Origin of the sequence: Burkholderia sp. E168m15 (assembly GCF_016586105.1) — a bacterium.
GTDB classification, from domain to species: Bacteria; Pseudomonadota; Gammaproteobacteria; order Burkholderiales; family Burkholderiaceae; genus Burkholderia; species Burkholderia orbicola.
The window spans coordinates 12260-33185 of sequence record NZ_BCPO01000102.1; the positions used below are offsets into that span (position 1 = coordinate 12260).

The 20926-nt window shown below is 66.9% G+C and carries 16 protein-coding genes; 12 read left to right on the forward strand and 4 right to left on the reverse strand.

Annotation, left to right across the window (positions count from 1 at the left end; all coding sequences use genetic code 11):
• Positions 1-45: 45 nt before the first annotated feature.
• The 8 genes from JMF86_RS17055 (at position 46) to JMF86_RS17090 (ending at position 11346) form a co-directional block, all read left to right on the forward strand.
• On the forward strand, positions 46-2109 hold the full coding sequence (locus tag JMF86_RS17055; RefSeq protein ID WP_011547097.1) for an NADH:flavin oxidoreductase: 2064 nt from the start codon (positions 46-48) through the stop codon (positions 2107-2109).
• Between the two features lie 3 nt (positions 2110-2112).
• Entirely contained in the window at positions 2113-4038 is a 1926-nt protein-coding gene (locus tag JMF86_RS17060; protein ID WP_011547098.1) for a (Fe-S)-binding protein, read from the forward strand.
• 4 nt (positions 4039-4042) lie between these two features.
• Positions 4043-5212 (forward strand): electron transfer flavoprotein subunit alpha/FixB family protein, encoded by a 1170-nt coding sequence (locus tag JMF86_RS17065; protein ID WP_011547099.1) that lies wholly within the window; start codon positions 4043-4045, stop codon positions 5210-5212.
• The gene (locus JMF86_RS17070; protein WP_011547100.1) at positions 5209-5994 is read left to right on the forward strand and encodes a drug:proton antiporter; all 786 of its coding nucleotides are present in this window, start codon (positions 5209-5211) and stop codon (positions 5992-5994) included. Before JMF86_RS17065 ends, JMF86_RS17070 begins: the two co-directional genes overlap by 4 nt.
• Before the next feature lie 53 nt (positions 5995-6047).
• On the forward strand, positions 6048-7289 hold the full coding sequence (locus JMF86_RS17075; RefSeq protein WP_011547101.1) for an SRPBCC family protein: 1242 nt from the start codon (positions 6048-6050) through the stop codon (positions 7287-7289).
• A gap of 29 nt (positions 7290-7318) precedes the next feature.
• Positions 7319-8467, forward strand: coding sequence for a hybrid-cluster NAD(P)-dependent oxidoreductase (locus tag JMF86_RS17080; protein ID WP_011547102.1), 1149 nt, complete (start codon positions 7319-7321; stop codon positions 8465-8467).
• A gap of 134 nt (positions 8468-8601) precedes the next feature.
• Complete coding sequence (locus JMF86_RS17085; RefSeq protein WP_006486270.1) at positions 8602-9465, forward strand: glycine betaine ABC transporter substrate-binding protein; 864 nt, start codon at positions 8602-8604, stop codon at positions 9463-9465.
• Between the two features lie 225 nt (positions 9466-9690).
• Positions 9691-11346 (forward strand): APC family permease, encoded by a 1656-nt coding sequence (locus JMF86_RS17090; protein WP_011547105.1) that lies wholly within the window; start codon positions 9691-9693, stop codon positions 11344-11346.
• 110 nt (positions 11347-11456) lie between these two features.
• Here the strand turns inward: JMF86_RS17090 and purU are convergent, their stop codons facing one another.
• Positions 11457-12341: a formyltetrahydrofolate deformylase gene (gene purU / locus JMF86_RS17095; protein WP_011547106.1), complete on the reverse strand. Its 885-nt coding sequence runs from the start codon at positions 12339-12341 to the stop codon at positions 11457-11459.
• 204 nt (positions 12342-12545) lie between these two features.
• On the reverse strand, positions 12546-13451 hold the full coding sequence (locus JMF86_RS17100; RefSeq protein ID WP_006480666.1) for a choline sulfate utilization transcriptional regulator: 906 nt from the start codon (positions 13449-13451) through the stop codon (positions 12546-12548).
• Positions 13452-13691: 240 nt separating this feature from the next.
• Between JMF86_RS17100 and betC the strand changes: the two genes are divergently transcribed.
• The 4 genes from betC to JMF86_RS17120 all read left to right on the forward strand — a co-directional run bounded on the left by betC (position 13692) and on the right by JMF86_RS17120 (position 19146).
• Complete coding sequence (betC, locus tag JMF86_RS17105) at positions 13692-15242, forward strand: choline-sulfatase (RefSeq protein ID WP_011547108.1); 1551 nt, start codon at positions 13692-13694, stop codon at positions 15240-15242.
• Positions 15243-15287: 45 nt separating this feature from the next.
• Positions 15288-16253 carry a choline ABC transporter substrate-binding protein gene (choX, locus tag JMF86_RS17110; protein ID WP_125381616.1) on the forward strand — a complete coding sequence of 322 codons (966 nt, stop codon included), beginning with the start codon at positions 15288-15290 and terminating at the stop codon, positions 16251-16253.
• A gap of 260 nt (positions 16254-16513) precedes the next feature.
• Positions 16514-17653: a porin gene (locus tag JMF86_RS17115; protein WP_011547110.1), complete on the forward strand. Its 1140-nt coding sequence runs from the start codon at positions 16514-16516 to the stop codon at positions 17651-17653.
• Between the two features lie 242 nt (positions 17654-17895).
• Positions 17896-19146 (forward strand): MFS transporter, encoded by a 1251-nt coding sequence (locus tag JMF86_RS17120; RefSeq protein WP_011547111.1) that lies wholly within the window; start codon positions 17896-17898, stop codon positions 19144-19146.
• A 13-nt stretch (positions 19147-19159) separates the two neighbouring features.
• Here the strand turns inward: JMF86_RS17120 and JMF86_RS17125 are convergent, their stop codons facing one another.
• A complete protein-coding gene (locus JMF86_RS17125) occupies positions 19160-19522 on the reverse strand; it encodes a YbjQ family protein (RefSeq protein WP_027807238.1) in 363 nt (120 codons plus the stop codon).
• A gap of 134 nt (positions 19523-19656) precedes the next feature.
• Positions 19657-20910 (reverse strand): M20/M25/M40 family metallo-hydrolase, encoded by a 1254-nt coding sequence (locus JMF86_RS17130; protein ID WP_011547113.1) that lies wholly within the window; start codon positions 20908-20910, stop codon positions 19657-19659.
• Positions 20911-20926 lie beyond the last annotated feature (16 nt).

Sequence of the window (20926 nt, forward strand, 5' to 3'; positions counted from 1 at the left end):
CAACACCCGCAACACGAGACATTCGAACGCCAGAGGTCGCCAGCGATGCGTTATCCCCACCTGTTCAAACCCATGCAGCTGAACCAGCTGACGCTGCGCAACCGGATCGTCAGCACCGCGCACGCGGAGGTGTACGCCGAGCCGGGCGGCCTGCCGGGCGACCGCTATATCCGCTACTACGAAGAAAAGGCGAAGGGCGGCGTCGGCCTGGCCATCTGCGGCGGTTCGAGCCCGGTGTCGATCGACAGCCCGCAAGGCTGGTGGAAATCGGTGAACCTGTCGACCGACAAGATCATCGATCCGCTCACGCGCCTGGCCGACACGATGCACAAGCACGGCGCGAAGATCATGATCCAGGCGACGCACATGGGCCGCCGCTCGTCGTTCCACGGCGAGCACTGGCCGCACCTGATGTCGCCGTCGGGCGTGCGCGAACCCGTGCACCGCGGCAACGCGAAGATCATCGAGATCGAGGAAATCCGCCGCATCATCGGCGATTTCGCGGCGGCCGCGAAGCGCGTGAAGGCGGCGGGCATGGACGGCATCGAAATCTCCGCCGCGCACCAGCACCTGATCGACCAGTTCTGGAGCAAGCGTTCGAACCACCGCACCGACGAATGGGGCGGCAGCCTCGAAAACCGCCTGCGCTTCGGCATCGAAGTGCTGACGGCCGTGCGCGAGGCGGTCGGCAAGGATTTCTGCGTCGGCCTGCGCATGTGCGGCGACGAATTCCACGAGGACGGCCTCGATCACGAAGCGCTGAAGGAAATCGCGCAGGCGATGTCGGAGACGGGCCTGATCGACTACCTGAGCGTGGTCGGCTCGGGCGGCGATACGCACAACACGATCGCCAACTGCATGCCGCCGATGGCGTTGCCGCCGGAGCCGTTCGTGCACCTCGCGGCGGGCATCAAGTCGGTCGTGAAGATTCCGGTGATGCACGCGCAGAGCATCCGCGATGCAGGCCAGGCCGAGCGCCTGCTCGCGAACGGCATGATCGACCTGGTCGGCATGACGCGCGCGCAAATCGCCGATCCGCACATGGTGATCAAGATCCGCGACGGCCGCGAAGACGAAATCAAGCAGTGCGTCGGCGCGAACTACTGCATCGACCGCCAGTACAACGGCCTCGACGTGCTGTGCATCCAGAACGCGGCGACGTCGCGCGAAGCGACGATGCCGCACATCATCGAGAAGTCGCGCGGCCCGAAGCGCAAGGTCGTGGTGGTCGGTGCCGGCCCCGCGGGCCTCGAGGCCGCGCGTGTCGCGAAGCTGCGCGGCCACGACGTCGTGCTGTTCGAGAAGAACGCGGAAGTGGGCGGCCAGGTGATGATCGCCGCGAAGGCGCCGCAGCGCGAGCAGATGTCGGGGATCATCCGCTGGTTCGACATGGAAACGAAGCGTCTGGGTGTGGACCGGCGCCTCGGTGTGGCCGCCGACGAGAAGATGATCATGGCCGAGAAGCCGGACATCGTCGTGCTCGCGACGGGCGGGTCGAGCTTCACGTGGCAGGTGCCGGCGTGGGGCGTGGCCGAAGGGCTCGCCGTCAGCGCGTGGGACATCCTGACCGGCACGGTCGAGCCGAAGCAGAACGTGCTGCTGTTCGACGGCGTGAGCACCCATGCGGGCGCGGGCGTGGCCGACTTCATGGCGAGCCGCGGCTCGAAGGTCGAGGTGGTGACGCCCGACGTGAAGGTGGCCGACGATTGCGGCGGCACGACGTTCCCGATCTTCTATCGCCGCCTGTACGCGTTCGGCGTGATTCCGACGCCGAACACGATGCTCGATCGCGTCTATGAAGAGAACGGCAAGATGATCGCCGTGCTGCGTAACGAGTACACGGAAGAACTGGAAGAGCGCGCGGTCGACCAGGTCGTGATCGAGAACGGCTCGTCGCCGAACGACGAGCTGTACTGGAAGCTCAAGCCGGAATCGGTGAACCGCGGCCAGATCGATCCGCACACGCTGTTCGCAGCCGAGCCGCAGCCGTGCCTGTCGGAAGAACTCGGCAACGGCCGCTTCCTGCTGTTCCGTGTCGGCGACTGCATCTCGATGCACAACGTCCACGGTGCGATCTACGACTCGCTGCGTCTCGTGAAGGATTTCTAAAAGATGAACCCGTCCTTCCTCATTACCGCCCTGTTGTGGCTGTCGGTGGCGGGGCTCGCGTTCGCGGTCGCGAAGCGCTCGTCCTACTGGCGTCTGGGCCGCGCCACGGCGCCCGGCTCGTTCGGCGTCGCGAACCTGTTCGCGATCCCGAAGCGTTATTTCGTCGACCTGCACCATGTGGTCGCCCGCGATCCGTACATCGCGAAGACCCACGTCGCGACCGCCGGCGGCGCGATCGGCGCGCTCGCGTTGGTGTTCGTCAACTACGGCCTCGCGATCTACTCGCCGTGGCTCGACAAGCTGATCTTCCTCGCGGCGCTCGCGATGCTGGTCGGCGCGGTGTTCGTGTGGCGTCGACGCGCGGCGAAGGACGTGCCGGCGCGCCTGTCGCGCGGCCCGTGGAATACGCTGCCCTGGCTGCTCGGTTCGTTCGCGCTCGGTCTCGTGCTGTTCATGCTGGTGCCGACCGGCGCGATGTCGGGTGCGTTCGCGGTGCTCTGCGCGCTGCTGATCGGCGTCGGCGCGTTCACGATGACGGTCGGCGCCGCGAAGGGCGGCCCGATGAAGCATGCGATCGCCGGGCTGCTGCATCTCGCGTTCCACCCGCGCCAGGAGCGTTTCGCGGCCACGCGCGAATCGTTCACCGGCAACGGCACGGCCACGCCGCCGACCGCGCTGAAGCTGCCGGACATCGAGCACCAGGAGTACGGCGTCGCGAAGCCGGTCGAATTCCGCTGGAACCAGCTGCTGAGCTTCGACGCATGCGTGCAGTGCGGCAAGTGCGAAGCCGCGTGCCCCGCGTTCGCGTCGGGCCAGCCGCTGAATCCGAAGAAGCTGATCCAGGATCTCGTGGTCGGGATGGCCGGCGGCTCCGATGCGGCATACGCAGGCAGCCCGTCGCCGGGCATCCCGGTCGGCCAGCATCGCGGCGAACCGAACGGCCCGATCGTGTCGGGCCTGATCGAGGAGCAGACGCTGTGGTCGTGCACCACCTGCCGCGCGTGCGTGCAGGAGTGCCCGATGCTGATCGAACACGTCGACGCGATCGTCGACATGCGCCGCAACCGCACGCTCGTGCACGGCACGGTGCCGGGCAAGGGCCAGGAAGTGCTCGCGAACCTGCGCGAGACCGGCACGATGGGCGGCTACGACACGGCCGCGCGCTACGACTGGTCGGTGGACCTGAGCGCGCCGGTCGCGCAGCCGGGCAAGCCGGTCGACGTGCTGTTCGTCGCGGGCGAAGGCGCGTTCGACATGCGTTACCAGCGCACGCTGCGTGCGTTCGTGAAGGTGCTGAACAAGGCCGGTGTCGATTACGCGGTGCTCGGCTCGACCGAGACCGACACGGGCGACGTCGCGCGCCGGCTCGGCGACGAAGCGACGTTCCAGCAGATGGCGAAGCGCCTGATCGGCACGCTCGGCACGCTGTCGTACCAGCAGATCGTGACGGCCGACCCGCACGTGATGCACAGCCTGCGCAACGAATACCGCGCGCTCGGGCTGCGCGTGACGGTCAAGCATCACACGACCTATCTGGCCGAACTGGCCGACAGCGGCAAGATCGCGCCGAAGGCGGTCGAGGCGCTGCAGGAGAAGCGCACGACCTACCACGATCCGTGCTACCTCGGCCGCTACAACGGCGAGATCGAAGCACCGCGCAAGCTGTTGAAGACGATCGGCATCCAGGTCGTCGAGATGGAGCGCAACGGCATGCGCGGCCGCTGCTGCGGTGGTGGCGGCGGCGCGCCGCTGACCGACATCCCCGGCAAGCAGCGCATCCCGGACATCCGCATCGCCGACGCGCGCACGATCGGCGCGGACGTCGTCGCGGTGGCTTGCCCGAATTGCACGGCCATGCTCGAAGGCGTCGTGGGCCCGCGCCCCGACGTGCTCGACGTCGCCGAACTCGTCGCCGCCTCGCTGGAGTGAATCGATGAATACGATTAAACGAATCGATCCGCGCCGGCCGTTCATCATCACGGCCGCCGGCCTGAAGCGCATCACGCTCGGCGAGGAAGGCAGCGCCGATGCGAACGCCGCGCAATGGTCCGCGCATGGTCATGGCGCCGCGGCCGCGAAGCCGCGCCGCGCGCTGCAGGACCCGAAGCACGTGATGCTGGTGGTCGCGCACAGCGAACGCGGCGCGCTCGACGACCATTCACGACAGGCGATCGCCGCCGCCGCCGTGCTTGCCGATGCGCAGACGGAAGTCGCGCTGCTGGCATTCGGAGAACTGAAGGATGACGTCGCGGAACTCGGCGTCGACAAGCTGATCGAGCTGGCCGGCTTCGATCGCCGCGCGTTCGATCCCGAAAGCGAACTGCAAGCATTGCAGGCCTGCGTGGCCGCGCTCGCCCCGAAACACGTGTTCGTGCCCGACAACGCGACGGGCGACGGCGATCTCGGCCGGCGTTACGCGGCGGCCGCCGGCGCGAGCGTCGCGACCCACGTCGTCGAGATCGACGCAAAGCATGTGGGCGCGTATGCGCAGGCGGGGCGTGCGTTCGCGACCCGTGCGCTGCCCGACGTGATCCTGCTCGCGCAGAACGCGGTGGACGCGAAGCTGCCGTTCGTCGGCGCCGGCGAGCGGCTGGCCGCCGATTTCATCCGCCCCGCGCATGACGCCGCGCAGCCGTACCGCGATCTCGGCCTCGACGAAATCGACGCAGCCCAGGTCGCGCTCGAGGAAGCCGACTTCATCGTGTCGGCCGGCAACGGCGTGTCCGACATCGGCGCGTTCGAGCGGCTGGCCGGCGTATTTGGCGCGGCGATCGGCGCGAGCCGCGTCGCGGTCGACAACGGCCACTTCACGCGCGACAAGCAGGTCGGCGCGACCGGCAAGACGGTCGAGGCGAGCGTGTACATCGCGTTCGGCATCTCGGGCGCGGTGCAGCATTTGCAGGGGATCAAGGACTGCCGCCACGTGATCGCGGTCAACCTCGACGGCAGCGCGCCGATCGCGAAGCGCGCGAACCTGACGGTGGTCGGCGACGCGCAGGCGACGATCGCCGCGCTGATCGAACAGGTCCAGGCCGCGCGGGCCGCGCGCGGCGAATCGCCGGCCGCGGTCGGCACCCGTGAACCCGAAGGAGTCGCCGCATGAACGCCCCTCGCCCCTTGCAACGCATCGCGGTGCTCGTGTCCGTCGGCCGGCATCCGGTCAGCGGCGTCGCACGCTACAGCCGCAACGATGCGGCCGCGCTCGAAACCGGCCGGCAGCTCGCCGAGCAGCATCGCGCGACGCTCGACGTGATCCACGCGGGCGACCCCGCGAATTCGGCGCTGGCCGAGTATCTCGCGCTCGGTGCGCGGGAGGTCGAGGTGCTGGCCTGCCGCGACGGCGATGATGCCGTGCACGCGCTCGCCGCGCGCGTCGAAGGCTACGACCTCGTGCTGACCGGCACGCGCGCCGAGGGCGCGTACGACACCGGGATGCTGCCGTACCGCGTCGCCGCGGCACTCGGCTATCCGCTCGTCGGCTCGGCCGTCGACGTGACGGTCGAGGGCGGCCGTGCGGCGGTCCGGCAATTTTTGCCGAAAGGGCTGCGGCGGCGTGTCGACGCGGCGCTGCCGGCCGTCGTCGCCGTCCATCCGCTCGCGGGTGTCGAGCCGCGCTATGCGTATGCGCGGCTGCGCGCCGGCGCGATCCGGCCGGCGCTCGCGGCGCCCGGTGCGGACGCCGACGCCACCGCGTGGACGGTCGGCCCGGTCGAGCGTAAACCCGTAAAGCTGGTCGCCGCCGAGAAGCGCTCCGGGCATGCCCGGATGCTGTCCGCGACGACGACCGAAAGCCGTGGCGGCAACGTCGTAAATGAAGGGAGTTCGGTCGAAAAAGCACAAGTGATCCTCGCGTATTTGCGCGAGCATCAGCTCATCGACTACTGATTTTGATGCCTGTCGGCAAGAAACCCAGGGATGCAAGGAATCCGGAGCAAACGATGAAAGTATCGGCAGACATTCGTGCATTGATCGAGCGGCGCAAGGAAGGGCACAGCCTCGACGCACCGTTCTACACGAGCGAGGACATCTTCGCGCTCGACATGGAGGCGATTTTCCGCCAGCACTGGATCCAGGTGGCGATCGAACCGGACATTCCCGAGCCGGGCGATTACGTGACGGTGCAGCTGGGCAACGATTCGATCCTGATCGTGCGCGACGACGACATGGCGATCCGCGCGTTCCACAACGTGTGCCGTCACCGCGGCGCGCGCCTGTGCAACGAAGATAAAGGCTCGGTCGGCAACATCGTGTGCCCATACCACAGCTGGACCTACAACCTGACGGGCCAGCTGATGTTCGCCGAGCACATGGGCGAGAAGTTCGACCGTTGCAAGCACAGCCTGAAGTCGGTGCACGTCGAGAATCTCGCGGGCCTGATCTTCATCTGCCTCGCCGACGAGCCGCCGGTCGATTTCGCGCAGATGCGCGCCGAGATGGAGCCGTACCTGCTGCCGCACGATCTGCCGAACACGAAGATCGCCGCGCAGATCGACATCATCGAGGAAGGCAACTGGAAGCTCACGATGGAGAACAACCGCGAGTGCTATCACTGCGTCGCGAACCATCCGGAGCTGACGATCTCGCTGTACGAATACGGCTTCGGCTACCAGCGTTCCGACGCGAACGCCGAAGGCATGGACGCGTTCGCCGAAACCTGCGTGCGGCGCGGCAAGGAGTGGGCCGAGATGGGCCTGCCGTCCGCCGAAATCGAAAAACTGCTCGACGTGACGGGTTTCCGCACGCAGCGCCTGCCGCTCGACCGTCACGGCGAATCGCAGACGCTCGATGCGAAGGTCGCGTCGAAGAAGCTGCTCGGCGGCTTCGACAAGGCCGACCTCGGCGGGCTGTCGTTCTGGACGCAGCCGAACTCGTGGCACCACTTCATGAGCGATCACATCGTGACGTTCTCGGTGATCCCGCTGTCGGCCGGCAAGACGCTCGTGCGCACGAAGTGGCTCGTGCACAAGGACGCGAAGGAAGGCATCGACTACGACGTGAAGAACCTCACGGCCGTGTGGAACGCGACCAACGACCAGGATCGCGCGCTCGTCGAATTCTCGCAGCGCGGGGCGAACAGCAGCGCGTACGAGCCGGGCCCGTATTCGCCGTACACGGAAGGTCTCGTCGAAAAATTCTCGGCCTGGTATATCGGCCGGCTCGCCGAAAAAACCGGCGCGTAGTACTTAGCAGCGTATATGCGGAGCAAGACATGATGCGAGATGCGGCCAATTTCGAGCCGGCGGACAGCCGGGTGACGCACCCGGCGTTCTGGAACGCGCTGCCCGAGCGCTGGACGAGCGACGTCGAGGAAACGCTGGTGTGCTGCCACGTGCGGCAGGAAACCCATGACGTGAAGAGTTTCTTCTTCCGTTCGCCGCAGGGCCGCACGTTCTCGTTCGAGCCCGGGCAGTTCATCACGCTCGAGCTCGACATCGACGGCGAGACGATCAACCGCTGCTACACGATCTCGTCGTCGCCGGCGCGGCCGCACACGATTTCGATCACGGTCAAGCGCGTGCCGGGCGGCAAGGTGTCGAACTGGCTGCACGACAACCTGCAGCCGGGCGCGGCGGTGCGCGTGCTCGGCCCGGCCGGCGAATTCACCTGCGCGCGGCATCCGGCGCGCAAGTACCTGTTCCTGTCGGCCGGCTCGGGCGTCACGCCGCTGATGTCGATGAGCCGCGCGCACCACGATCTCGCGGAGGATCGCGACATCCTGTTCGTGCACAGCGCACGTACGCCTGACGACATCATCTTCGCGCGCGAGCTCGACCTGATCGCGTCGAACCATACGAATTTCCGCACGTCGTTCGTCGTCGAGCGCGTCGGCGCACGTACCAACTGGCCGGGCGTCACGGGCTTCCTGACGCTGCCGCTGCTCAAGCTGATCGCGCCGGATTTCATGGAACGCGAGATCTTCACGTGCGGCCCCGCGCCGTACATGAAGGCCGTGCGCGACCTGCTCGACGAAGCCGGCTTCGATCGCAAGCAGTATCACGAGGAAAGCTTCTCGTTCGAAACGCTCGCGCAGACCGCGAGCGACGAAGTGCTCGCCGAACTCGTGCCGCCGGTCGAAGGCGGTGACGCCGCGACGAAGCAGTACACGGTCAGCTTCGCGAAGAGCAACCGCGAGATTTCGTGCGGCTCGGAGCAGCACGTGCTCGACGCGGCGCGCCAGTCGGGCGTGCGGCTGCCCGCCTCGTGCACGCAGGGCATGTGCGGCACCTGCAAGGTGAAGCTCGTGTCGGGGCAGGTCGAGATGAAGCACAACGGCGGTATCCGCCAGCGCGAGATCGACCAGGGGATGGTGCTGCTGTGCTGCAGCAAGCCGCTGTCGGATCTCGTGATCGACAAGTAGTCGAAGCACGCCATCGGCTGTCCGGGCGCGTCGCGTCCGGACAAGCATCTGTCGGAAAACAACGATACCGCGGATTTGTGGTTGAAGAACCTAGAGAGACAACGCGCACGGTGCGCAGACCAAGGAGATCGACCATGAAACTGTTCGGAAAACTGTTGTGGACCGGCGCCCTGTCGGCAATGGTGGCATTGAGCGCATCGGCACTGGCCGATACGAAGCCGACGCTGAAAATCGGCTACGTCGAAGGCTGGGACGACAGCGTCGCGACGTCGAACGTCGCGGCCCGCGTCATCGAGAAGAAGCTCGGCTACGAGGTGAAGCTCGTGCCGGTCGCGGCCGGGATCATGTGGCAGGGCGTCGCGCGCGGCGATCTCGATGCGACGCTGTCCGCGTGGCTGCCGGTCACGCACGGCTCGTACTGGGACGAGTACAAGGCCAAGGTCGTCGACCTCGGCGCGAATTTCCCCGATGCGAAGATCGGCCTGATCGTACCCGCGTACGTGAAGGCGAAGAGCATCGACGACCTGAATGCGGAGAAGGGCAGCTTCGGCGGCCGGATCGTCGGCATCGATGCGGGCGCCGGCGTGATGCGCAAGACCGACGACGCGATCAAGAGCTACGGGCTGAACTACACGCTGATGCCCAGCTCGGGCAGCGCGATGACGGCCGAGTTGTCGCGTTCGGTCGGCGCGAACAAGCCGGTGATCGTGACCGGCTGGGCGCCGCACTGGATGTTCGCGAAGTGGAAGCTGCGCTTCCTCGAGGATCCGAAGAAGGTGTTCGGCGGCGCCGAGCACGTCGACAGCGTCGTGAATCCGGGCCTCGAAACCAAGGCGAAGCCGGTCGTCGCGTTCCTGAAGAAATTCCAGTGGAAGCCGGGTGAAATCGACAGCGTGATGCTGGCGATCCAGAACGGCTCGAAGCCGGAAGCGGCCGCGGATGCGTGGATTGCGGCGCATGCCGATCGCGTGAATTCGTGGACGGAAGGCGCACAGTAAGCGCCTCGATCTACGTCGTACGAATCATCATAAAAATACGCCGGGAATGGCATGCAGGAATCCGAAACAATCAGGATGCAATGCGGCCATATCCCGGAATTCTTTTGCGGATTCTGCAAAAAAGCGCGTAAGTTGTTACACTAGCGCCCTTGTGCGGAGTCATCTGCTTTGTATCGGAGCAGCGTAAGCGCCAACGCGCTAACACTGATCGAGAGGAGGAACTGGATGAGTCAGGCAGGACTGCGTGCTAATCGCACCAGTGATGTTGAGGCAACCATCTCACATGATTCGACGGGCCATACGCTGCACCGTGGCCTGACCTGGAAAGACGCTTTTTGGGTGACGAGCGGCGTGCCGGCAGGCGTGCTGTTCACGATCGGCGGCGTATGCGCGACGATCGGCCAGCCCGCGTGGGCGATCTGGATCGCCGCGATCACGATGGGGCTGATTCAAAGCGCGACTTATGCGGAAATATCCGGGCTATTTCCCCATAAATCGGGCGGCGCGTCGGTGTACGGCGCGATTGGCTGGGTGCGTTACAGCAAGCTGATTGCCCCGGTTTCCGTGTGGTGCAACTGGCTCGCGTGGTCGCCGATGCTTGCACTCGGCTGCGGCCTCGCGGCGAGCTACGCGCTCACGAGTCTCTTTCCCGCCAATGCGGCGGTGCTGCACTGGCAGCTCAAGGTTGCGGATCTCGGGTTCATCAAGCCGGGTCTGTCCCTGCGGATCAACGCGACGTTCATCATCGCGACGATTCTGCTTCTCATCACGTTCAAGCTTCAGCACAGCGGTGCGTCGAAGGCTGCACGTACGCAGCGCATTCTCGGCATTGCATCGCTCACGCCGCTGTTGATCGTCGGCATCGTACCGTTCGTCACCGGCGACGTGCCGATGTCGAACCTGCTCCCGCTCTTGCCGCTCGGTCACGACGCGCAGGGCAACCTCACGGCCGCGAGCTTCGGTTCGTGGAACGGGCAGGGCGTGACGATGGCGCTCGGCGCGATGTTCATGGCTGGCTGGGCCTCGTACGGTTTCGAGACGGCCGTCTGCTACACGCGTGAGTTCCGCGATCCACGTCGCGACACCGCGAAGGCGATCTTCTGGTCGGGCGCACTGTGTCTGGTCGTGATGACGCTCGTGCCGATGGCGTTCCAGGGCGCGCTCGGCACGCAGGCGATGCTCGATCCGTCGATCGGCGACGGCACCGGCGTCGCGGCCGCGATGGCGAAGATCGTCGGCGGCGGCGCGTGGGTCGCGAATGCGGTCGTCGTGATGCTGATGCTGTCGATCCTGCTGATCGTGATGACGTCGATGATGGGTTCGTCCCGCACGCTGTACCAGGCATCGGTCGACGGCTGGCTGCCGAAGTACCTGTCGCACGTGAACGAGCATGGCTCGCCCACGCGCGCGATGTGGACCGACCTCGGCTTCAACCTCGTGTTGCTGATGATGTCGGACTACATGACGGTGCTGTCGATCTCGAACGTCTGCTACATGCTGTTCGTATTCCTGAATCTCCAGTCGGGCTGGATCCACCGGATGGATCGCGGCAACTGGGATCGGCCGTTCCGCTGCCCGACCTGGCTGCTCGTCGGCGGCGCGATCTGCGGTTACGCGAACCTCGTCTACGTCGGCGCGGGCGCGAACCTGCAGGGCGAAGGCACGCTGCGCAACGGGCTGATCGCGATGCTGCTGATCGTGCCGGTGTTCCTGTTCCGCCACTACTGGCAAGATCGCGGCCGTTTCCCCGCACAGATGCAGCGGGATATGGAACTGGAAGTGCCGAAGCGCGCGCCATGGCTGAGCCTGATGCCGTATGCGGCGCTGATCGGCGCGGCGTTGACGATCTGGTTGTCGTATTACTTCGCGTGGGTGAAGTGATGCGGTAAGGTGGGCGCGCCGCCGTCGCACGACGACAAAAAGGCCCAGCCGGTTACACGCCGGTTGGGCCTTGTTCGTTTCCGCCGCGTTCGGGTGCGGCCGCCGCCCGCTTACGGAAACACCACCGTCCGGTCGCCGTTCAAAAATACCCGCCGCTCGATGAACGCCTTCACCGCCCGCGCGAGCGTGAGGCTTTCGACGTCGCGCCCCACCGCGAGCAACTGCTCCGGCCGCAGCGCATGATCGACGCGCTCGACGACCTGCTCGATGATCGGGCCTTCGTCGAGATCGTCGGTCACGAAGTGCGCGGTCGCGCCGATCAGCTTCACGCCGCGCGCATGCGCCTGGTGATACGGCTTCGCGCCCTTGAAGCCGGGCAGGAACGAGTGATGGATGTTGATCGCGCGGTTCGCGAGCTTCGCGCTCGTCTCCTGCGACAGCACCTGCATGTAGCGCGCGAGGATCACGAGCTCCGCGCCGCTCGATTCGAAGAAGTCGAGCCATTGCGCTTCCTGCTGCGCCTTGGTGTCGGCCGTGATCGGGAAGTGGCGGAACGGTAGCCCGTGCTGCGCGGCGAGCGGCTCGAAATCGGGATGGTTCGACACGATGCCGACGATGTCCATCTTCAGCTCGCCCATGCGCCAGCGGAACAGCAGATCCGCGAGGCAGTGCTCGAGCTTCGACACCATGATCAGCACCTTCGGCCGCGCATTGACGTCGTGGATCGCCCACTGGTTGTCGCCATCGTGGCCGCCGAGTCCGGCCGCGATTGGCGCGAATTCCTGGCGCAGCGCGTCGATCTGCAGCGTTTCATCCGTCGGATGAAAGACGCAGCGCACGAAGAAGCGGTTGCTGAGATCGTCGTCGAACACGTTCAGCGCATCGACGTAGCAGCGATGGCGATCGAGAAAGCCGACGACGGCGGCGACCTGACCGGCCGCGCTCGGGCACGACAGTGTCAGGACGAATTGATCGGGGCGGTGCTCGGCGGTCATGAGACTCCTCGAATGGCAGGGCGCACGGCCGCGCGGCGGCGCACGACAGCGCCGCGCCGCGCGGGTAGCGGGAGGCTCAAGTAAATCAGGACGATTTCAGCGCGGATAGAACCAACGCGCCGTGTGGCTGGTATCGGTGCGCCAGCGGGCGGGAGCGGGGAAGGGGCGCGGAGAAGCGGAACGGACGCGAAGGCGCGTGCTGCGTCAGGCCGCCGCGCACGCGTCGAGCAGCCAGCGCCGGAACACGTGGGTCGCGTCCGGCTCGGGCCGCTGTGGCGGGCGCACCAGGAAGTAGCCGCGCGACGTGACGACGGGCGCATCGACCAGCTTCACGAGCTGGCCGGCCGCGACGAGTTCGTCGACGAGCGGCGCCCAGCCGAGCGCGACGCCTTCGCCGAGCAGCGCCGCATGGATCACGAGCGCATAGCTGTTGAAGGTCACGCCGCGGGTGGCGGCCGGCGATTCGAGCCCGTGCGCGTCGAACCAGCCCGACCACGACAGCCAGCGCTCGGGGCGCGTCGGCTGTACGTGCAGCAGCGGCAGCGCGAGCAGGTGCTCGGCCCGCGCGACGCCCCGGTGCGCATCGCGGAACGCGGGCGAGCAGACGGGCGTGACGGATTCCGGAAACAGCCGCGCGGCCGTGCACGACGGCCAGTGACCGTCGCCGAACAGGACCGCGATGTCGCCGTGGTCGCGTTGCGCGTCGTAATCCTGTGACGTGACGACGCGCACGTCGACGTCCGGCATCACGCGTTTCAGCCCGGCCAGGCGCGGCATCAGCCAGTAGGTCGCGAAACCGAAGTCGGTGACGATCGTGAGTGCGCCGTGCTCGCGGCGCGCGCGCAACGTCGCGGTTGCGCCGCGCAGCGTGTCGAGGCTCAGCCGCACGGCTTCGTACAGGCACTGGCCGTCGGCCGTCAGCGTGACGCCGCGCGGGCTGCGTTCGAACAGCGGCACGCCGAGTTCGGCTTCGAGCTGGAACACTTGCTGGCTCACGGCCGGCTGCGTCGAGCCGAGCTCGCGCGCGGCGGCCGTGAAGCTCGCCAGCCGGGCAGCCGATTCGAACGCGCGCAGCGCCTGCATCGACGGTAACGGTTCGGGTTTCGACATAAGTCCCTCTAATGGCCCCATAAGGGCCGGACGCCTACCCGCGTGAATTCGGGCGGGCGATAGTGCAGCGGACGGTACGGCACATGCGCTTCGCGCGCCGCCGCGCAATGCATTCGGCAATTCTAGCCAGCGCGGCCCCTGCGCGCGGCAGTTTCTGCGGACCGCCTCCGTCATGCCGGACGTCTCGCTGCCAAGGCGGCGCGCCGTTCCATTCGAACACCGCTTTCCCCACGATCGCCGATGACGAACCCGACACCCAACATCCTGATCCTGATGGCCGACCAGCTCACGCCGTTCGCGCTGCCGGCGTACGGCAACCGCGTCGCCCGTACGCCGACGCTCGACCGGCTCGCCGCCGAAGGCGTGGTGTTCGACGCCGCGTACTGCGCGAGCCCTTTGTGCGCGCCGTCGCGCTTCTCGCTGCTGACCGGCAAGCTGCCGTCGGGGATCGGCGCCTACGATAACGCCGCCGAATTGCCGGCGCAAACGCTGACGTTCGCACACTACCTGCGCGCGGGCGGCTACCGGACGATGCTGTCCGGCAAGATGCATTTCTGCGGGCCCGATCAGTTGCACGGCTTCGAGGAGCGCCTCACGACCGACATCTATCCGGCCGATTTCGGCTGGGTGCCGGACTGGGATCAACCGACCGAGCGGCCGAGCTGGTATCACAACATGAGCTCGGTGCTCGATGCCGGCCCGTGCGTGCGTACGAACCAGCTCGACTTCGACGACGAAGTGACGTTCGCCGCGAAACAGAAGCTGTACGACGTCGCGCGCGAACGTGCGGCCGGACACGATACGCGGCCGTTCTGCATGGTCGTGTCGCTGACCCATCCGCACGACCCGTATGCGATCACGCGCGAATACTGGGATCTGTACCGCGACGAAGACATCGACATGCCGGCCGTGCGGCTCGATGCGGCCGAAAGCGATCCGCATTCGCAGCGGCTGCGCTTCGTCTGCGAGAACGACCGCACGCCGCCGACCGACGCGCAGATCCGCGCCGCCCGCCGCGCGTATTACGGCGCGACGTCCTACGTCGACACGCAGTTCGGCAGCGTGCTGGCCGCCCTCGAGCAATGCGGGTTCGCCGACGACACGATCGTGATCGTCACGTCCGACCACGGCGACATGCTCGGCGAACGCGGGCTCTGGTACAAGATGACGTTCTTCGAAGGCGGCTGCCGCGTGCCGCTGATCGTGCATGCGCCGGGCCGCTTCGGCGCTGCGCGGGTGCGCGGGCCCGTGTCGCACGTCGACCTGCTGCCGACGCTCGTCGAGCTGGCCGGCGCCACGCCCGCCGGCGGCTGGCCGGACGCCGGATGGCCGGACCCGGTCGACGGTGCGAGCCTCGTGCCGCACCTGCACGGCACGCCCGCGCACGATGTCGCGCTCGGCGAATACCTCGCGGAAGGCGCGCTCGCGCCGGTCGTGATGATCCGCCGCGGCGACTGGAAATACGTGCATTGCCTGGCCGATCCCGACCAGCTCTACCACCTGTCGGACGACCCGCGCGAGCTGACGAACCTGGCCGGGCAGCCGGAAGCCGCCGACGTGCTCGCCGCGTTCCGCGTGGAGGCCGCACAGCGCTGGAACCTGCCCGAGCTGGACCGGCAGGTGCGCGCGAGCCAGCGGCGCCGGCGCTTCCATTACGCGGCGACGACGCAGGGCCGCATCCACGCGTGGGACTGGCAGCCGTTCACCGACGCGAGCCAGCGCTACATGCGCAATCACATCGAACTCGACACGCTCGAGGCGATGGCGCGTTTTCCGCGCGTCGGGCGCTGAGCGTCCGGCGGTGCGAACATTCATGAACGACGGAGGAAGCGGACGATGAAACGGCAATGCAATGCAGCAATCCGAAGGATCGGCGCGGCGCTTGCCGCCGCCGCGTGCGTGGCGGCGCAGCCGGCGCATGCCGCCGATCCGCAGACGTGCGACGCCGTGAAGATGGCGGCGCCCGGCTGGACCGACATCGACGCGACGAACGCGATGGCGGGCGTCGTGCTGAAGGCGCTCGGCTACCGGCAGGACGTGGCGAACCTGTCGGTGCCGATCACGTACCAGGGGTTGAAGAAAGGGCAGGTCGACGTGTTCCTCGGCAACTGGATGCCCGCGCAGGCGCCGCTCGTGAAGCCGTTCGTCGACGAAAAATCGATCGACGTGCTGCACGCGAACCTGAGTGGTGCGAAATTCACGCTCGCGGTGCCCGACTACGTGGCCGCGGCCGGCGTGCACACGTTCGCCGATCTCGCGCGCTACGCGGACCGTTTCGGCGGCAAGATCTACGGGATCGAGCCCGGCGCACCCGCGAACCAGAACATCAAGCGGATGCTGTCCGACCACGTGCTGGGGCCCGCGAACTGGTCGCTCGTCGAATCGAGCGAGACGGGCATGCTCACGCAGGTCGAGCGGGCGGTGCGCGACAAGCGCTGGATCGTGTTTCTCGCGTGGGAGCCGCATCTGATGAACACGAAGTTTCATCTGACGTATCTGTCGGGCGGCGATGCGTACTTCGGCCCGAACTACGGCGGCGCGACGGTCAACACGGTCACGCGTGCCGGGTTCGCCGGCCAGTGCACGAACCTCGCGCGGCTGTTCCGGCAGATGACGTTCTCCGTCGACGTCGAGAACCGGATGATCGCCGACATGCTCGACAACAAGACCTCGCCCGCACTCGCGGCGCAACATGCGCTGAAGGCCGAGCCGGCGCTGGTCGCCGGCTGGCTCGACGGCGTGACGACGGCGGCCGGCGCGCCGGGCCTGCCGGCCGTGCGCGCGGCCCTCGACGGCCGCTGATTCCCTCCCTCCGGGCGGCCGGTATTTACCGTGCCGCCTGTCTACGTGTTTTCCCGATCCGTCGCATGGCGACCATTTAGTGTCGCCTTCAGACGGGTGGCCTGAAATATGGGTTTGTATTTTTCGCCAATGGCTGCGTTATTGCGGAAAACGAAATACCGAAGCCAGCGGGGCGGTCTGAATTCGAATCCACCGGCGCATCGCGGCACGCGTCGGGACGAGATTCTATCCATCGAACGGTTCAGGGAGGGTGGTCGATAATGAAGCATACGAAAGTTGCCGTAGCCGCCGCGCTTGCATGCGCGGCCTGTATTCCCGCCGTCGGACATGCGCAAAGCAGCGTGACGCTGTACGGGATTCTCGACGCGGGTATCACGTACGTGAACAACACGGGCGGTTCGCACGTGGTCAAGTTCGACGACGGCGTCGCCTACGGGAACCGCTTCGGCCTCAAGGGCACCGAAGACCTGGGCGGCGGCCTGAAGGCCGTGTTCACGCTCGAGAGCGGCTTCCATCTCGGCAACGGGCAACTCGGCTTCGGCGGCGCGGAATTCGGCCGTCAGGCGTATGTCGGCCTGCAGAACGACTGGGGCACGCTGTCGTTCGGCAACCAGCTCGACATCACCAACGAACTCGTATCGATCTACAACATCTCGGCGTGGGGCAGCGGCTACGCGATCCACCAGGGCGACTTCGACCGCTTCAACGGCGACCGCCTGCCGAACTCGGTGAAGTTCCTGTCGAACGACCTGAGCGGCTTCAAGTTCGGCGCGATGTACTCGTTCGGCAACGTCGCGGGCAACTTCCATCGCAACAGCGCATGGAGCGCGGGCGCGAGCTTCACGAAGGGTGACTTCTCGATCGGCGCCGCGTACACGCGCCTGAACAACCCGAACGGCATCTACGCGTTCGATCCGTACGCGATGATCGGCACGCACACGTTCCTCGGCCAGCAGACCGTCACCGTCGATCCGGCGACCGGCGCGCGCACCGACCTGTTCGCGAACACGCCGATGGACGTCGACAGCCAGGGCACGTTCGGCATCGGCACCAGCTACACGATCGGCAAGCTGACGCTCGACGCCAACTACTCGTACACGACGATCAAGGGCTTCGGCCAGTCGTCGCACATGCAGGTGTACGAAGGCGGCGGCCTGTACCAGTTCACGCCGGCGCTGAGCTTCATCGCGGGCTACCAGCACACGCGCTTCGAAGGCCATCACTGGAACCAGGGCACGGCGGGCCTGCATTACCTGCTGTCGAAGCGCACCGACATCTACATCTCCGGCGATTACCTGCGCGCGTCGCAGGGCGTCGATGCGGTGGTCGGCTACAGCTTCACGCCGTCGACGACGCAGACGCAGGCCGACGTGCGGATCGGGATGCGGCATTCGTTCTGAGCGCAGTGGTGGGAATGGTGTGACGTCTTCAGCGAGGTCTCTCTTTGGCGCGAACCGCGGTTCGCGCTTTTTTTTTGTGCGATGCGCCGGCTCGATGGCGCTCGCGGCAGGCGGCCGGCCGGTTTTCGGCGGTTGGCATATCATCGCGCTTTGGCCGCGTCCGCACCGTTGCCGCACGCCCCCGCGTGCGTCGTCGTTTTCCCGAACGGCTGCGGTGCGCACCGCCGACCGCCGAGACCCCGATGACCACCCCCGTGCCCGATTCCAGTCCGTTATCCCCGTTACCCGCCAACCTGTTTCGCCACGCACCGTTCCAGCGTTTCTGGGGCACGCGCGTGATGTCGTCGCTGGCCTTCCAGATCCTGTCGGTCGCGATCGGCTGGTACGTATATGCGCTCACGCACAGCGCGTTCGCACTCGGTCTCGTCGGCCTCGCGCAGTTCGTGCCGATGTTCGCGCTGACGCTCGTCGTCGGGCAGGTGGCCGACCGCTACGACCGCCGGCGCATCGCGACGATCTGCCAGAGCGTCGAGGCACTGGCCGCCGGCGTGTTCCTGCTCGGCGCGGTGCAAGGGTGGCTGGCCGCGCCGGCCGTATATGCGCTCGCGGCGATCGTCGGCACGGCGCGTGCGTTCGAGTCGCCGTCGGTGTCGTCGCTGTTGCCGGCCGTCGTGCCGCGCAGCGACCTGCCGCGCGCGACCGCGCTGTCGACGTCCGCGAACCAGGCCGCGCAGATCCTCGGGCCCGCGTTCGGCGGGTTGCTCTATGGTATCGGCGCGCCCGTCGCGTTCGGCACGAGCGTCGCGGCCTTCGCGATCGCGGCGATGCTGAGCGGCACGATTCCGCTGCGCAGCGCCCCGCCCGCGCGCGAGCCGGTCACGCTGCGCTCGGTGTTCTCGGGCATCGCGTTCATCCGGCGCGAGCCGGCGATTCTCGGCGCGCTGTCGCTGGACCTGTTCGCGGTGCTGTTCGGCGGTGCGACCGCGCTGTTGCCGATCTATGCGCGCGACATCCTTCAGGTCGGCCCGTGGGGGCTCGGGGCGCTGCGCGCGGCGCCGGCGGTCGGCGCACTCGCGGGCACGCTGTGGCTCACGCGTTTTCCATTGAAGGGGCGGCCGGGCCGCGCGATGTTCGGCGGCGTGATCGCGTTCGGCATCGCGACGATCGTGTTCGGGTTGTCGCGGCACTTCGCGTTGTCGCTCGTGGCGCTGGCCGCGCTCGGCGCGTCGGACGTGATCAGCGTCGTCGTGCGCCTGTCGCTCGTGCAGCTGCGTACGCCCGACGACATGCTCGGCCGCGTGAGCGCGGTCAACTCGTTGTTCATCGGCACGTCGAACCAGCTCGGCGAATTCGAATCGGGCGTGACGGCCGCGTGGTGGGGCGCGCCGGCCGCGATCGCCGTCGGCGGCGCGGCGACGATCGCCGTCGCGCTGGCGTGGATGCGGCTCTTTCCGCAGCTCACGAACATGAAGTCGCTCGAACGCGACGCGTGACGCGCATCACACGTCACGCGTCCTGCGTCACGCGCACGGCCGTGCCGTAGCAGATGACTTCGGTCACGCCCGAGCCGATCTCGGTCGAGTCGTAGCGCATCGCGACGATCGCATTCGCACCGAGCTTGCGCGCCTCGGCGAGCATCTTGTCGAACGCCTGCTCGCGCGCCTTCTCGCACAGCGACGTATAGAGCGTGATGTTGCCGCCGAAGATCGTCTGCAGCGACGCGCCGAACGAGCCGACGATCGAGCGCGAGCGCACGACGATGCCCTGCGCGACGCCGAGCGAGCGAACGGTCGTATGGCCGGGCAGGTCGAACGCGGTCGTGACGCGGGCGGGCGACAGGTCGTCGATGGAGCGAGTGGGTTCGGTCATGATGGGCAAGCGTGTAGCGAGTGGTCGAACGACGATTCTAGCCCGACGGAGAAAAGGCATTCGAGCGGGCGCACCCACGCGGATGAACGCCCGTTTCATTGCCGAATGCGAGAAAACCGCTCGGCGAGGTACGCTCAGCGCTTGACCGTCGCGCCGGCAATGCCGCCGAGATCGACCGCATAGGCCAGCGCCAGCTTGCCGAACTTCAGCGCATGGTTGGCCTGTCGATCGGAGTTCTCCAGCGTGTCGTTCACCGTGTGGATGTATGGGCTGTCGTTCTGGTCGGCCTCGAACGGGAACGATGCCGGATACCCCTGCGCATTCCACGACGCGTGATCCGAGCACGCATAGCCGCACTGCGACGTGCCGATCGCCAGCTCCGGCAGGTAGGTCGCAGCCAGGTTCTTCACGTAGGTGTTCTGCGCCGCGTTCGTGTAGTCGGTGATCAGGTAGATGTCCTTCGGATCGCCCTTGTAGTTCGTCATGTCGAGCTGCAGCACGCCGACCACGTTCGCATTCTGCGTTCGGAACTGCTTCGCGATCGCCTTCGAACCCAGCAGGCCGGCTTCCTCGGCCGCATACCCGACGAACTTGATGGTCCGTTTCGGCCGGTAGTTGTTCGCGAGCAGCACGCGCAGCGCCTCGGTGAGGCTGGCGATGCCCGACGCATCGTCGTCGGCGCCGGGCGAGCGCGTGTTCTCCGTCGTGCGGCCGACGGTCGAATCGAGGTGGCCGCCGAGCACGACGGTGCCCGCGGCCGGATCGCTGCCGCGGATCGTCAGGATCACGGATTTCTGCGGAAAACCCGTATGTGCGAACTGCTCGACGGTGATGTCGGCACGCGAACCCGCCAGCTGCTTCCATTGCAGTGCGAGCCAGTCGGATGCGGCGACGCCGTGCGACGTCGTGTAGTAGCGGTTCGTGAAACCGGACAGCGACGTGATCGTACCGACGATGTTGCTGGCCTGCAGTTGCTGGACCCACGTGCCGATCTGCGGCACGTTCGACACCGTGTACGCGGGAGCGGCGGCCTGTTTCGCGAGCGTCGCCGGCAACGGTTGCAGCGCCTGCCGCGCGTCGTCGAACGAATCGTGAATGACGTAGCCGGGCCCGTGGCCGCGCGTGTGGTGGACCGCGTGGGCCAGCTCGCCGAGCCGGGTATCGTCGATCTCGACGACGTGAACGGTTTCGCGGCGCGCGGCGCCGTCGGCCGCCTTGCCGGCGTCGACGGTCGTGCTGTATTGCGCGGTTGCGGTCGCATCGATGCGTTGGAGCTGGCGGAACGCGGTGTCGCCGAGCGTGATCCAGACGGGCGTCGCGTGCGCGGCGGCGGTCAGCAGCATGCCGCCCAGCGCGGCGCTCAGGCGGGTCGGTTTCAGAGTAGGCATGTTCGGTCTCGTGAGG

Coding starts and splice junctions, on each gene's coding strand:
- JMF86_RS17065 (WP_011547099.1), top strand. CDS start 4,043: ATGAATACGATTAAACGAATCGATCCGCGCCGGCCGTTCATCATCACG.
- JMF86_RS17090 (WP_011547105.1), top strand. CDS start 9,691: ATGAGTCAGGCAGGACTGCGTGCTAATCGCACCAGTGATGTTGAGGCA.
- JMF86_RS17130 (WP_011547113.1), bottom strand. CDS start 20,910: ATGCCTACTCTGAAACCGACCCGCCTGAGCGCCGCGCTGGGCGGCATG.
- betC (WP_011547108.1), top strand. CDS start 13,692: ATGACGAACCCGACACCCAACATCCTGATCCTGATGGCCGACCAGCTC.
- choX (WP_125381616.1), top strand. CDS start 15,288: ATGAAACGGCAATGCAATGCAGCAATCCGAAGGATCGGCGCGGCGCTT.
- JMF86_RS17100 (WP_006480666.1), bottom strand. CDS start 13,451: ATGTCGAAACCCGAACCGTTACCGTCGATGCAGGCGCTGCGCGCGTTC.
- JMF86_RS17080 (WP_011547102.1), top strand. CDS start 7,319: ATGATGCGAGATGCGGCCAATTTCGAGCCGGCGGACAGCCGGGTGACG.
- JMF86_RS17120 (WP_011547111.1), top strand. CDS start 17,896: ATGACCACCCCCGTGCCCGATTCCAGTCCGTTATCCCCGTTACCCGCC.
- JMF86_RS17125 (WP_027807238.1), bottom strand. CDS start 19,522: ATGACCGAACCCACTCGCTCCATCGACGACCTGTCGCCCGCCCGCGTC.
- JMF86_RS17115 (WP_011547110.1), top strand. CDS start 16,514: ATGAAGCATACGAAAGTTGCCGTAGCCGCCGCGCTTGCATGCGCGGCC.
- JMF86_RS17070 (WP_011547100.1), top strand. CDS start 5,209: ATGAACGCCCCTCGCCCCTTGCAACGCATCGCGGTGCTCGTGTCCGTC.
- JMF86_RS17085 (WP_006486270.1), top strand. CDS start 8,602: ATGAAACTGTTCGGAAAACTGTTGTGGACCGGCGCCCTGTCGGCAATG.
- purU (WP_011547106.1), bottom strand. CDS start 12,341: ATGACCGCCGAGCACCGCCCCGATCAATTCGTCCTGACACTGTCGTGC.
- JMF86_RS17075 (WP_011547101.1), top strand. CDS start 6,048: ATGAAAGTATCGGCAGACATTCGTGCATTGATCGAGCGGCGCAAGGAA.
- JMF86_RS17060 (WP_011547098.1), top strand. CDS start 2,113: ATGAACCCGTCCTTCCTCATTACCGCCCTGTTGTGGCTGTCGGTGGCG.
- JMF86_RS17055 (WP_011547097.1), top strand. CDS start 46: ATGCGTTATCCCCACCTGTTCAAACCCATGCAGCTGAACCAGCTGACG.